13 protein-coding genes are annotated in these 12,488 nt (G+C 53.0%); 6 read left to right on the forward strand and 7 right to left on the reverse strand.

Annotated features, from left to right (window positions below):
- The first annotated feature begins 68 nt into the window (after nt 1–68).
- Entirely contained in the window at nt 69–1,253 is a 1,185-nt protein-coding gene (gene earP / locus IEV29_RS00530; RefSeq protein ID WP_188379327.1) for an elongation factor P maturation arginine rhamnosyltransferase EarP, read from the forward strand.
- Nucleotides 1,254–1,360: 107 nt separating this feature from the next.
- A complete protein-coding gene (locus IEV29_RS00535) occupies nt 1,361–1,936 on the forward strand; it encodes an elongation factor P (protein WP_188379328.1) in 576 nt (191 codons plus the stop codon).
- A gap of 89 nt (nt 1,937–2,025) precedes the next feature.
- Here IEV29_RS00535 and IEV29_RS00540 read toward each other — a convergent pair whose 3' ends face one another.
- Both IEV29_RS00540 and IEV29_RS00545 read right to left on the reverse strand, forming a co-directional pair.
- Complete coding sequence (locus tag IEV29_RS00540) at nt 2,026–3,015, reverse strand: M48 family metallopeptidase (protein ID WP_188379329.1); 990 nt, start codon at nt 3,013–3,015, stop codon at nt 2,026–2,028.
- A 29-nt stretch (nt 3,016–3,044) separates the two neighbouring features.
- Nucleotides 3,045–4,133, reverse strand: a complete 1,089-nt coding sequence (locus IEV29_RS00545) for a YjgN family protein (RefSeq protein ID WP_188379330.1) — start codon at nt 4,131–4,133, stop codon at nt 3,045–3,047.
- A 386-nt stretch (nt 4,134–4,519) separates the two neighbouring features.
- Here IEV29_RS00545 and IEV29_RS00550 point away from each other — a divergent pair, with 386 nt between their 5' ends.
- The 3 genes from IEV29_RS00550 to IEV29_RS16080 all read left to right on the forward strand — a co-directional run bounded on the left by IEV29_RS00550 (nt 4,520) and on the right by IEV29_RS16080 (nt 6,449).
- On the forward strand, nt 4,520–5,068 hold the full coding sequence (locus IEV29_RS00550) for a bactofilin family protein (RefSeq protein ID WP_188379331.1): 549 nt from the start codon (nt 4,520–4,522) through the stop codon (nt 5,066–5,068).
- Between the two features lie 168 nt (nt 5,069–5,236).
- Entirely contained in the window at nt 5,237–6,103 is an 867-nt protein-coding gene (gene purU, locus IEV29_RS00555) for a formyltetrahydrofolate deformylase (RefSeq protein ID WP_188381018.1), read from the forward strand.
- Between the two features lie 67 nt (nt 6,104–6,170).
- Nucleotides 6,171–6,449, forward strand: coding sequence for a hypothetical protein (locus IEV29_RS16080; RefSeq protein WP_229726108.1), 279 nt, complete (start codon nt 6,171–6,173; stop codon nt 6,447–6,449).
- Nucleotides 6,450–6,804: 355 nt separating this feature from the next.
- Here the strand turns inward: IEV29_RS16080 and IEV29_RS00560 are convergent, their stop codons facing one another.
- From IEV29_RS00560 to yjgA, 3 genes are read right to left on the reverse strand one after another with little or no spacing between them, the layout of a single operon-like run.
- Entirely contained in the window at nt 6,805–7,470 is a 666-nt protein-coding gene (locus IEV29_RS00560) for an alpha/beta hydrolase (protein ID WP_188379332.1), read from the reverse strand.
- Nucleotides 7,471–7,494: 24 nt separating this feature from the next.
- Complete coding sequence (gene mog / locus IEV29_RS00565; RefSeq protein ID WP_188379333.1) at nt 7,495–8,103, reverse strand: molybdopterin adenylyltransferase; 609 nt, start codon at nt 8,101–8,103, stop codon at nt 7,495–7,497.
- The gene (gene yjgA / locus IEV29_RS00570) at nt 8,090–8,692 is read right to left on the reverse strand and encodes a ribosome biogenesis factor YjgA (RefSeq protein WP_188379334.1); all 603 of its coding nucleotides are present in this window, start codon (nt 8,690–8,692) and stop codon (nt 8,090–8,092) included. Before yjgA ends, mog begins: the two co-directional genes overlap by 14 nt.
- An 85-nt stretch (nt 8,693–8,777) precedes the next feature.
- Here yjgA and pmbA point away from each other — a divergent pair, with 85 nt between their 5' ends.
- Nucleotides 8,778–10,142 carry a metalloprotease PmbA gene (gene pmbA / locus IEV29_RS00575; protein ID WP_188379335.1) on the forward strand — a complete coding sequence of 455 codons (1,365 nt, stop codon included), beginning with the start codon at nt 8,778–8,780 and terminating at the stop codon, nt 10,140–10,142.
- A gap of 110 nt (nt 10,143–10,252) precedes the next feature.
- Here pmbA and argH read toward each other — a convergent pair whose 3' ends face one another.
- Both argH and IEV29_RS00585 read right to left on the reverse strand, forming a co-directional pair.
- Nucleotides 10,253–11,647 carry an argininosuccinate lyase gene (argH, locus tag IEV29_RS00580; protein ID WP_188379336.1) on the reverse strand — a complete coding sequence of 465 codons (1,395 nt, stop codon included), beginning with the start codon at nt 11,645–11,647 and terminating at the stop codon, nt 10,253–10,255.
- Between the two features lie 114 nt (nt 11,648–11,761).
- Nucleotides 11,762–12,430: an HNH endonuclease gene (locus tag IEV29_RS00585; RefSeq protein WP_229726115.1), complete on the reverse strand. Its 669-nt coding sequence runs from the start codon at nt 12,428–12,430 to the stop codon at nt 11,762–11,764.
- Nucleotides 12,431–12,488 lie beyond the last annotated feature (58 nt).

Genomic DNA, 12,488 nt, shown 5'->3' on the forward strand with positions numbered 1-12,488 from the left:
GCAATCGCCGGGACGGTGGTCTATCATGCGGATTCTTCGCAAGATGGATCACCGTTTCTTTATCGTCTATGTTTCAGAACCCTCATGCTCCTCGCTCGCTCGCCTTGTTTTGCAAGGTGGTCGATAACTATGGCGACATCGGCATTTGCTGGCGTCTGGCGCGACAACTGACGCATGAGCATGGTGTGGCGGTTACGTTGTGGGTGGATGATCTGCACAGCTTTCAGCGTCTCTGCCCCGAAATCAGAACCGAATCAGAAGAGCAGAATGTGGCCGGTATCGCGGTACGTCACTGGCGCGATCAGGATGGCGTGTTCGCACCGCAGGACATTGCCGATATCGTCATCGAGTTCTTTGCCTGCGATATCCCGCCCGGTTATATCGAGGCAATGGCGCAGTGTGAGCCGCGCCCGGTCTGGTTCAATCTGGAAGGACTGACGGCAGAGGAATGGGTCGAGGGTTGTCACACCCTGCCTTCATCGCATCCGCAATTGCCGCTGACCAAACATTTCTTTTTTCCTGGATTTACGCCAAGAACGGGGGGCTTGTTGCATGAGTCCGGGCTGGAACACGAGCGTGCCGCCTTTCAGTCCGATACCGCGGCAAGGCAACACTTTTTAGACGGCTTGGGTTTGACGGCGGAAGAGAGGGCCGCACAGAAAATTTCCCTGTTCTGTTATCCGCATGCGCCGGTGGCTGATTTGCTGCATGTCTGGCAGGCGGGTGATACGCCCGTCTGTTGTCTGGTACCGGAAGGTGTGGCAAAAAAGGCAATCAGCGCTTTTCTTGAAATGCCCGCCACAGCAGGCGCAGTACGTACGCGTGGCGCGCTGACTGTGCGTGTACTGCCGTTTATCCCGCAACCCGATTACGACCGCCTGTTGTGGTCGTGCGATCTTAATTTTGTGCGTGGTGAAGATTCATGGGTACGTGCGCAATGGGCGGCACGTCCATTTGTCTGGCATATCTATCCGCAGGATGAAAACCTGCACCACAAGAAACTCAAGGCTTTCTTGCAGCGTTATGCTGAGAATATCGAGAGTCTGACAAGCCTGCCCTTGTGCTGGAACGGTGCCGCGCAAGCCGCTGATGGTTGGTCGGCGCTATGGCGTCAGTTCAATGCAGACGGTGAAAAAATCATGCAGCGTGCCTCGGCATGGCAGCAACAGATGTTGGAAAACGGTGATTTGACATCCAATTTATTGAAATTTGCCGATGCCTTGGTCGCGGAGCGCGACAAAAACCAAGTATAATGCGCGGTTAATCTACACCCCGTTTTCGATCAAACGCAGGCCTATGGCAGATTGGCCATGCAGCAGCGGATGATCTTTATGCAACCCAATTTTTACGTTTATTCCCTATGAAATTTGCAAAAGAAATCCGCGTCGGCAACATCATCATGGTCGACGCCAAGCCAATGATCGTGCTGCGTTCCGACGTTAACGGTTCGAGCCGTACAGGTTTCACCTACAAATGGAAGATGAAAAATCTTCTGACCAACAGCCCACTGGAAAACGTTTTCCGTGGTGACGACAAGTTCGACGTCGTGGTTCTGGACAAGAAGCCGGTTACCTATTCGTATTTTGCCGATCCGCTGTTTGTTTTCATGGATGAAGAATACAACCAGTACGAAATCGAAGAAGAAAACCTGGGTGATGCACTGAACTACCTGAAAGACGGTATGGAATGTGAAGCCGTGTTCTACGACGGCAAGGCGATTTCGGTTGAATTGCCAACCACCATTGCACGTCAGGTTGTTTACTCGGAGCCTGCAGTCAAGGGCAACACCTCCGGTAACGTACTGAAAGAAGCCAAGATCGAAAACGCGATCGAAGCACATCAATGCACCGTTCAGGTTCCCCTGTTTGTGGATCAGGGCGATGTCATCGAAATCGATACCCGCACCAACGAATACAAAAAGATCGTTCGTAACTGATCCGGGATTGCTCCATAAAAAACGCTGCCAGAAGGCAGCGTTTTTTATTTGCGGGACTGAAAAATAATGGCAAGCGCCGCAACAGCTTTTTATTGTGCGCGTTGAATGCGTTCGATGCGTTCTGTGGTCGAGGGATGGCTGGATAGATAAGCGCCGGAAGGATCTTCACCGATCGCTTGCTTCAGTTTTTCAAAACCATGTGTCATTTGTGTAAGAGCGATACCGTTTTCCTTCAGCATGGCAATCGCGTAGTCGTCGGCTTCACGTTCGGCTTCCCGCGAATAGTGCATGTCCAGCATCAGTGTCGGAATGTTGGCGACGACCGCAGAGGCATCGCCAAAGATCAGGGTGACAACTGCGCCCACTGCCGAGCTCTGGATCAGGCGGCGCATCAAATGTCGTTCGTGCAGATGGCCGAGCTCATGCGCCAGCACGCTGATCACCTGATCGTCGTTATCCATTAACTTGATCAATTCATCCGTCATGATGATCTGACCGGATGGCAGGGCAAAGGCGTTAGGGCCGATTCTGCTTTTGCGATAAACGATCGTGTACGCAGGTACACCTTCTTTCGGTGAACGCATGGCAGCAAAACGCGCTGTCAACGCATCCTGTCTCGCGGCTGGCAGTTCGCTTGGCGCGAGAATGCGTTGATCGAGAAAATCCAGCATGCCGCTACCGATGGAATGCTCGATGTTTTCGGGCAAGGCCTTGGCAGTCAGGCTGGCTGCGAGCGGCAATCCATATAAGTAGCCGATCACCAGTACAAAGGCTGTCAACGCCAGCGCCAGGATTGTGCCACGCCAGCTTTGCTGCGCGCGCACGATGACGGAGTCGCTGAATCCCGTGTCGTTGAGCATGTTCTCGAAGGCATCGGCATCTTCCACCTCGAAAACTGCCTCGTCCGGGAAAGTGACCTTGCGTTTTGCATGACGCGTCCGCTCGGACACGCGTAACAGGTCCAGTGCGCAATGGCGCTCCACTTCACCGCTGATGGTCGCCAGGCCGTCGCTCACGCTGAGCGTGACACGATGGGCACGCGATGTCTTGCCGTCGTAGTAGATCCCTTGTATTGCCATGCCTTGTATGAACAGAATGGTAAAGCGGGTCAGAGGGAAAGATCGAAGTCGAGCAGATCAGCCATGCCTTCTCCGGTTGCCGAGACTTGTGCTTGCGTATTGGTGACAAATTCCTCAAGGCTGCCTGCCGGATGCAATGTCATGGACTCCACGCGATATTTGAGCATGCGGATCGTCGCAAACGGCATGAACAGACCCAACGTGCAGATAATGCCCAGCATATTGGTCAGAGTAATGAATACCATGCGCGGCCATTTCATTTCGCAGGTGAATTTGTGCGCGCCGAGTTGCGTGTTGTTCCAGATCAGATTTTGTAGCAGTGTAAGGAAGATCGGAAAGAGTACGAACATCCAGACATACAACGCAAACAAAAAGGTGAAGAAGCCGGCAAGGCCGGCAGGGTCGCCAGTGCCGGGGCGCGCCATGCTGCTCAGAAACGCCCATAATCCGGCACCCAGCACGACCGAGATAGCCACAATGCCTGCGAGCCAGATCATGAAGACCAGCAGATAGGCGCGATAAAAGCTGCTTGCCGTGGCATGGAAAGAGAAGTGCGTTGTACCGAAACGGCTTTCACTATGCTGAAATTGCTTCATGCGCTGATGCGCGAAAGGCGCGGCCAGAAAAAGACTGAAGAAGGTCAGCAGTGGCCATAACAGGTAGACCTTGTACGTTTCCTTCATGGAGCCGCGGAAGCCGAAACGAATGCTGCGATAGCTGGAGTTATATAGCTTGAACTGCAGACTTTTCCAGATCAGCCAAGGGCCGACAGCCATTACGGCAACCATCATCAATAGCGCAAGTACGCCTGATGTTCGCATCGCAATGTTGTAGATGACGATGAGAACAAACGCGACGATGCGTCCTTTCAGGATCGCGATCGGATTGCCGTGATACTCGAAGCTTGATCCGGCAACGGTACTGCTGCCGTAGAAATATTTGGTGCGTCTGACCTTGGCCCAGGCGGAATAGATGCCGAGTGTCACGATGGAGAGGAAAAGGTTGACGATCCAGATGCGGAAGTATTCACTTCCCGTGCCGTCAAACGCGAAGCGTTGGGGCACTTCGTCATGGGCTGCGTCCGCCGACGCAGGAAACAACGGCAGATGATCCGACATGGTTATTCCCTGAACAGTTTTATTTTTGTGGCAACAGCATCGCCGGATGAAAAGGTGCTGTCAAGTGCGAACGCCTTTCCGATTGCACAACCCTTTGTGTGATTCGCTGTGCAGGCACGCAGGGCTTGCCAGCGCTCGAACGACTTTTCTTCAGAAAAAATGTAACAGCGACGAACTTTTATGTTCGGTAACGCACAAAGACGCAAGGCTTTGCAAATTGTAAAAAATGCAATATTTCAACATTGCTTTTTACCATCATGCGATTGCATTGCTCGAGTGAAAAACAGGTGGCCCGCAACGTCGTTACAACGCGATGCACAGTAGCAACTGTGAGCGTACCGAATTTGATTTTTACGTCATCGCGACAATTATTCTCAGGAGATTCCATGCTTCGTTCCGACACGCTCTTCGGCAAACGTGACAACAACACCCCTAATCCTCCTCTCAGCACAACCAACTCCTCCGTACTCTCCGGTTCCAATGCCAATGGAGCAAATAGCGCCAGCAATGCATTCAACAAAAGCACCAATGCTCTCAACAGCAACCAGCAAGCACCCAGCACCAATGAAGTCGGCAGCAAGCTGATCGTCGGTCCGAACATCAAGCTCAAAGGCGTCGAAATCACCGATTGCGACACGCTCGTGGTTGAAGGCTTTGTCGAGGCGACCATGGATTCGCGCGTGATTCAGATTGCGAAGGAAGGCTCGTTCAAAGGGTCTGCTGGTATCGACATCGCGGAAATCCACGGCGAGTTTGATGGCGATCTGACGGTGCGCCAGAAGCTCGTGATTTACGCGACGGGCCGTGTTTCCGGCAAGATTCGCTACGGTCACGTGGTGATCGAAGAAGGTGGTCAATTGTCAGGCGATGTCCAGGTTGGGACTGGTGCCTCCCTGTCGCCACCGAAAATGGCAGCAGTTGCCAAGAACGGTTGATTGACTGCTGTAAGGTAGGAGAGCAGTTCAGATTTTCCATTGATACCGTTGGTGCGGTGTCAATGGAAATCTTTGCGTGCATGTGCAGCCTTCAAAGGCGCATGATGATTCTCGATGGCATGCGAGAATAAGGCGTCGCCCGGTGGCGGGCGATTCTTGATAAGGACCATCATGCAACCGCAATACATTCTCAATCTGTCCTGCCTGGATCAGCGGGGTATTGTTCAACGCGTTTCCGGTTTTCTGGCCGATCACGGCTGCAACATCATCGACTCTGCACAGTTTGGCGATCAGTCATCGCAACTGTTCTTCATGCGCGTCCATTTTTCGGGCGACGGGTCGATTGACGGGGATGGTTTGCGTAGCGGGTTTGCGGAGTTGGGCGATGCGCTGCAGATGACCTGGCAACTGCATGATGCACACAAGAAGCCGCGCGTGATGCTGATGGTTTCCAAGATCGGGCATTGTCTCAACGATCTCCTGTTCCGTTACAAGAGCGGTTTGTTGCCGGTCGAGATTCCGGCCATTGTTTCCAACCATGCTGATTTCTATCAGCTGGCTGCCAGCTACAACATTCCGTTTCATCATCTGCCACTGGCGACGGGTGCGCCGGAGTCAGACAAGCGTGCGCAGGAAGAGCGCATTCTGGAAGTTGCCCATAACGCCGGTATCGATCTGGTTGTGCTGGCGCGCTACATGCAGATTCTGTCGCCACAGATGTGCAAGGCGCTGGAAGGCAAGGCGATCAATATCCATCACTCCTTCCTGCCTAGCTTTAAAGGTGCCAAGCCTTACTATCAGGCGCATGATCGTGGTGTAAAGCTGATCGGTGCGACGGCACACTTTGTGACAGGTGATCTGGATGAAGGGCCGATCATCGAGCAGGATGTGGCGCGTGTTGATCATGCGATGGATCCGGCGACATTAACCGCCATCGGGCGTGATGTGGAGTGCGTGGTGCTGGCGCGGGCGGTCAAGTATTTTGTCGAGCACCGGATTTTGTTGAATGGGCATAAGACGGTGGTGTTTAAATAAGGCTGTCTTGGTTGTTCGTGCGTAAAAATGCCGCTCTCTGTAGCGGCTTTTTTATTGCTGGCTTCGTTTGTTTGATGCTGATGAGGTGGGTTCTTCGGACAGGCTTGCCGGGGGTAGCCCGGCGGCTACTCACTTTTCTTGTCTCGCCAAGAAAAGTAAGCAAAAGAAGGCGACCGCAAAGTCGCTGCCCTTCGGGTTCCCAGTGCTGCAACGCAAGAAATGGGAAATGCCCGCAACTCGCTACGCTCAGACATCGGGCATTTCTGATCCATTTCTCGCATTGCATCACTGGCAGCGCCAAAGCGGAATTGGCAGTTCTTTATATTTGAGATTAAATTGGTTTTAAAGGGGGTAGCCAATAGACGCCCATTCAAAATGTCGCACTATGTGGGTATTACTTCCGCTTGTACGCAGCCGATGATGCTTTCTCCAAATTGGATCAGAAACGAACGTTGTTTGAGCGAAGCGAGTTTCGTTCGTTTCCCGATTTGGAGACAGTAGCAGCGGGCACCCGAAGGGCTGTGTACCGCGGTCGCTTTTCTTTGCTTACTTTCTTTGGCGAAGCAAAGAAAGTGAGTGGTCGCCGGGCCACCCCGGCAAACACATTTAATCGTATCGCTGCCGGTATTCATACCAACCGTAGTATCCAAAAACAAAAGAGCACGCATGAAAGCGTGCTCTTTTATGGGAGAAAGTCTGGATTACTTCAGTACTTTCTTCAGGAAGTTAGAGATATCAATAATCTCTTCCATACAAACAGAATGCGGCATGTTGTACTCGTGCCATTCAACGTCATAGCCTGCTTTTTGCAACACGGCCAGCGATTGCTTCGCGCGCGTGATTGGAATGACCTGATCGCCAATGCCATGTGCGTAATAGATCGGCGTGTTCTTGTTTGCGTCGCTACGTTCTGCTTCGAACGACGATTCCAGTGGCAGGTAGCCGGACAGGCAGAGCAGGCCGCCGAGTTTCTCCGGGTGACGCAGTGCGGTCTGGAAGGTCATGGCGCAGCCTTGCGAGAAGCCGGCGATCAGGATTTTGTCAGCTGCGATGCCGCGTTCCTTTTCGCGTTCGATCAGTGCGTTGATATCGGCTTGCGAATCACGGATGGTTTTTTCATCATCATCACGACCAAACTCTGTGGCCCAGATGTCGTACCACGCTGGCATCATGCGGCCGCCGTTGATGGTAACGGGCAGCATGGGTGCATGCGGGAAAACGAAGCGGATGCCAGGCAAGCCGGTCAGATCCAGTTCCTTGACGATGGGGACGAAGTCATTGCCGTCGGCGCCGAGGCCGTGCATCCAGATGATGGAAACGGTTGGATTGGGAGCAGTTTGCAGCTCGACGGTTTTCAGAAGAGTCATGGTCAGTTCGGATAAAAAATAAAATTATTGTTTTGGACGCACAGCATGTTTCGGGCGCCATCCCTTGCAAACGGCATCATTGGTTTCGATGTACGGACCGCCGATCAGATCGATGCAGTAAGGCACGGCTGAAAAAATGCCACCAACGATCTGGCGACCATCGGCGTCTTTCAAGCCTTCCAGGGTTTCCTTGATCGATTTAGGCTGGCCCGGCAGATTGATGATGAGGGCGGCGTGATCGTCTGTCTCGCGGATGACGGCGACCTGACGTGACAGGATGGCGGTCGGAACGAACTGCAGGCTGATCTGGCGCATCTGTTCGCCAAAGCCTGGCATCTCTTTGGTCGCCACAGCCAGCGTTGCTTCCGGTGTGACATCGCGACGCGACGGACCAGTGCCGCCAGTTGTGATCACCAGATCGCAGCGGGCATCGTCAACCAGATTGATCAAGGCCGCTTCGATCGCCGGACGTTCGTCAGGGATCAGACGTGTTTCCAGCTCCCATGGACTTGTGAGCGCAGCGGTGAACCACGTCTGGAGCGAAGGCAGGCCTTCGTCCTGATAAATGCCGGCTGAGGCACGATCAGAAATCGAAACAAGGCCGATCTTCAGTGCGCGATCAGGATTGCTCATCGTCGTCCGTATCGTCTTCTTTGTCTTCGTCATCCGCTTTCGTTGCAGCAGGTGCCTGCAATTGCTTCAGAATCTGAAAAATCTCGCGATAGGCTTTAGGCGGTTTGTTCTCTGCCTGTTCCTTGCGTGCATTGCGGATCAGGGTGCGTAGTTGCTGCGCATCGAGTTGCGGGTGATCCGCCAGCAGTTGGGTCAGTGCCTTGTCATCTGCCAGCAGTTTGTCGCGACGACGCTCGATCGCATGCAGGTTGGCTGTTTCTGCTTTCGATGCACCTTTCCAGCTGTCGAGCATTTTCTGGATCGCGGCGATCTCATCTTCTTCCAGCGTGCGCATTTTTTTGCCCACATATTGCATCTGGCGACGACGACCCTCGTGGTCCTTGATTTGCTGGCATTCAAGAATGGCGTCGCGTACATCTTCTGGCATGGGTACGCGTTTGACACGGTCGCGTGGCTCGGCAACGAGTTCTTCGCCGAGCTTTTGCAGTGCCGTCATCTGGCGTTTGAGCTCTGATTTGGAGGGGCGGTCGTACTCTTGTTCAAACTCGTTTGAACTGAAGCCGACTGCGCCTCTGTTGGAATTTGGCATGATGGATTTGCTAAGGCGGTAAAGCCGATCTTTAAACGACTGTTATGATAACTGTTTTACAGGCATTCCCGAAGAAAAGCACCTCATGAACGATTCCGTATTTACCCACAGTCAGGACCAGTTAAAGCAGCTTGCACGCGATGTTTTGCGTTACGCCAAGGAAAAAGGCGCCTCCGATGCCGCGGTCGAAATCAGCGAAGGGAGTGGTCTGTCGGTCTCCGTGCGCAAGGGTAGTGTGGAAACCATCGAGCAGAATAAGGACAAGGGCATGGGCGTGACGGTGTATCTGGGCGAAGGCCGCCAGATTCGCCGCGGCAACGCCAGTACCTCGGATTTCTCGCAACAAGCGCTGAAAGACACAGTGGAAGCGGCCTACAACATCGCCCGTTTTACCGCCGAAGATGACTGCGCTGGCTTGCCGGAAGAAGATATGCTGGAGCGCAACCCGCAAGACTTGCAACTTTGCTATCCATGGTTGCTTTCTGCAGAAGAAGCAGTCGAACTGGCACGTCGCGGCGAGGCGGCTGCCTTTGCCGTCGACAAGCGCATCACCAACAGCGAAGGCGCAGGCGTGTATGCGCAGCAATCGCATTTTGTCTCAGCCAACTCGCGCGGTTTTATCGGTGGTTATCCGTACTCGCGTCATACGATTTCGGTGGCACCGATTGCAGGCAAGGGCAGCAATATGCAGCGCGATGACTGGTACTCGTCAATGCGTGATCCCAACAAGCTGGCCAAGCCGGAAGCGATTGGTGCGTATGCGGCGCATCGTGCGCTGGCACGCCTGAATGCGCGCAAGCTCGATACACGCAAATGCCCGGTCTTGTTTGAAGCCCCATTGGCTGCTGGTTTGCTCGGTGCGTTTGTGCAAGCGGTTTCCGGCGGTGCCTTGTATCGTAAATCGACCTTCTTGCTGGATTCGCTTGGTAAGCAGGCGCTGGCATCGCATATCCAGATCGTGGAAGACCCGCATGTGATTGGCGGCGTAGGCTCTTCCCCGTTCGATGAAGAAGGCGTGAAAACGCATCGTCGTGACGTCGTCAAAGATGGTGTGGTGCAGGGCTATTTCCTGTCGACGTATTCGGCACGCAAGCTCGGCATGCAAACGACGGGTAATGCCGGTGGCTCGCATAACTTGTCGATGACATCCTCGCTGATCAATGCATCGGATGACTTTGAAGCCATGCTGCGCAAGCTGGATACCGGTTTGCTGGTGACGGAATTGATGGGGCAGGGCGTGAACTACGTGACTGGCGATTACTCGCGTGGCGCGTCCGGCTTCTGGGTCGAGAAAGGTGTGATCCAGTATCCGGTTGAAGAGATCACGATTGCCGGCAATATGAAGGAAATGTTTCATCTGATCGCTGCGATTGGTGCCGATACGCTGGTACGTGGTACCAAGCAGACCGGTTCGATCCTGATCGAGAATATGACGATTGCGGGCAGCTAAGCTCTGCGAGATCGTTTGCATGTGCGTGTGAGTGAATCACGGCACATGCAAATCAAGATGTAAAAAAGGGCGATGCATCTGCATCGCCCTTTTTGTTTCAAGCATGGCTTTTATGTGAGCAGTGCGCGGATACGCGCAATCGATGCGCGTACTTGTTGCGGTGCCGTGCCGCCAACATGATTACGCGCAGCAACCGAGCCTTCGAGCGTCAGTACTTCGAAGATGTCGGCTTCGATCAGTGTAGAGAACACGCGCATTTCTTCCAGCGTCAGATCGGACAGATCGCAGTTGCGATCGACGCAAACACGTACGGCATGAGCAACGGCTTCGTGCGCATCGCGGAACGGCAAGCCTTTTTTGACCAGATAGTCGGCCAGATCGGTTGCGGTCGCATAGCCTTGCAGTGCTGCAGCACGCATGGTTTCCGGCTTGACGGTGATGCCACGCGCCATGTCGGCAAAGATACGCAAGGTATCGACCACCGTATCGACCGTATCGAACAACGGTTCCTTGTCTTCCTGATTGTCCTTGTTGTAAGCCAGTGGCTGGCCTTTCATCAGGGTCAGCAAGGCGATGACGTGACCATTGACGCGGCCGGTTTTGCCACGCGCCAGTTCTGGCACGTCCGGATTTTTCTTTTGCGGCATGATCGACGAGCCGGTGCAGAAGCGGTCGGCAATATCGATGAAGCCAACACGTGGACTCATCCAGATCACGAGTTCTTCCGACATGCGCGATACGTGCGTCATGATCAGGGCGGCGGCAGCACAGAATTCAATCGCAAAATCACGATCGGACACGGCGTCCAGCGAGTTGTGGCACACATCTTCAAAGCCCAGCGTCTTGGCCACGCGTTCACGATCAATCGGGAACGTCGTGCCAGCCAATGCAGCCGCGCCTAATGGCAGACGATTGACGCGCTTGCGTGCGTCCAGCATGCGTTCTGCATCGCGGCCAAACATTTCGACGTACGCGAGGATGTGGTGACCGAATGTGATTGGTTGCGCAACTTGTAAATGCGTAAAGCCGGGCAGGATCGTCTCGGCATGTTGCTCTGCCAGATCGAGCAAAGCCAGACGCAGATCGCGCAGCAGGCCGACGATATTATCGATCTCGCCACGGATGTAGAGGCGGATGTCGGTGGCAACCTGATCATTGCGTGAACGACCGGTATGCAAACGCTTGCCTGCATCGCCTGCCAGTTCGGTCAGACGTTTTTCGATGTTCAGATGGACGTCTTCCAGATCGAGCAGCCACTCGAACTTGCCGGATTCGATTTCTTCCTTGATCTGCGCCATGCCGCGTTGGATGGCCGCATGATCGTCCTGACTGATGATCTTTTGATGTGCCAGCATCTCCGCATGTGCGAGCGAGCCTTGAATATCGACCTGAGCCAGACGTTTGTCGAAGAAGACCGAAGCCGTGTAGCGCTTGACCAGATCGGAGACCGGTTCGCTGAAGCGTGCCGACCAGGCCTCGCTTTTTTTGGAGAGTTGAGCTGTCATGTTTGTTTCCTGGTGAATACGCGATTATAAAACAAGGCAGGCTTTCAGCCCTATCGCTAGTCGTTGCTTTGACTTTACGCACGCCATGCTTTGGTTACATAGCTTGTGCTTAATTTATTGAATTTTTGCGCTTTTTTGGAGATTGTGCCGAGCGCACAGTAACTGCACATTTTCGGCTTTCAAGGAGGTTCCGCCTTTGGAAAAAGGAAGAATATGATCAAAATGCAATTCGTCGGTTGCGCCGCAAGTTACACATTTTCCACCGTCTCTTGCCCAAACTTCTAGTTTTATATTTGTTGGAATGATTCTGCTGCGTTGTGCCACATGACCAGGTAGTTCTTGTGGTGCTAGATCATCTGAAACATTTTCGACGGGGATCAATTTGAACTTGAACACATTTCTGATCCCATCCGATTCTGTCCAAGAATCCACCAGATGAAAAAATCCGTTATCTGTCCATATTCCGGCTTTGATTTTCTCGTACACCTTAACAATATCTGGTGCTTTCTCTCCAGACTTGAAACCTTGTGCCGCAAGATGGAATTTCCCATTTTCAGTTAAAGAGCCTCCAGATTGTTTTTCCGGTTGATCCACTTTCTTTGGTTCTAAAAAACCTTTACGTTTTGGTTCGTCATGTCCTTCATAAATAAGCACAGCACCATCTTCTAAAACTTTGTCATGATAGGGCGCATTCGGTTGCACTGACATCAAGATGACAGAATGGTGTCCCTTCAATCGAAAATTCATCCCACGTTGCAAACTGGTGCCTTCCTTTTGGCACATCTCGATATATGAAATGACATTACCTCTCACAGTACCCTCTTGTTTTTATGACGTTCTG

The organism is Oxalicibacterium faecigallinarum, from assembly GCF_014635705.1.
Classification (GTDB): domain Bacteria; phylum Pseudomonadota; class Gammaproteobacteria; order Burkholderiales; family Burkholderiaceae_D; genus Oxalicibacterium; species Oxalicibacterium faecigallinarum.

Bases quoted from the DNA above. Each gene is read 5' to 3' on its own strand.
- yjgA (WP_188379334.1), bottom strand. From the start codon at position 8,692: ATGCCAAATTCCAACAGAGGCGCAGTCGGCTTCAGTTCAAACGAGTTT.
- IEV29_RS00585 (WP_229726115.1), bottom strand. From the start codon at position 12,430: ATGTGCCAAAAGGAAGGCACCAGTTTGCAACGTGGGATGAATTTTCGA.
- pmbA (WP_188379335.1), top strand. From the start codon at position 8,778: ATGAACGATTCCGTATTTACCCACAGTCAGGACCAGTTAAAGCAGCTT.
- IEV29_RS00535 (WP_188379328.1), top strand. From the start codon at position 1,361: ATGAAATTTGCAAAAGAAATCCGCGTCGGCAACATCATCATGGTCGAC.
- IEV29_RS00545 (WP_188379330.1), bottom strand. From the start codon at position 4,133: ATGTCGGATCATCTGCCGTTGTTTCCTGCGTCGGCGGACGCAGCCCAT.
- IEV29_RS00560 (WP_188379332.1), bottom strand. From the start codon at position 7,470: ATGACTCTTCTGAAAACCGTCGAGCTGCAAACTGCTCCCAATCCAACC.
- argH (WP_188379336.1), bottom strand. From the start codon at position 11,647: ATGACAGCTCAACTCTCCAAAAAAAGCGAGGCCTGGTCGGCACGCTTC.
- IEV29_RS00550 (WP_188379331.1), top strand. From the start codon at position 4,520: ATGCTTCGTTCCGACACGCTCTTCGGCAAACGTGACAACAACACCCCT.
- mog (WP_188379333.1), bottom strand. From the start codon at position 8,103: ATGAGCAATCCTGATCGCGCACTGAAGATCGGCCTTGTTTCGATTTCT.
- IEV29_RS00540 (WP_188379329.1), bottom strand. From the start codon at position 3,015: ATGGCAATACAAGGGATCTACTACGACGGCAAGACATCGCGTGCCCAT.
- earP (WP_188379327.1), top strand. From the start codon at position 69: ATGTTTCAGAACCCTCATGCTCCTCGCTCGCTCGCCTTGTTTTGCAAG.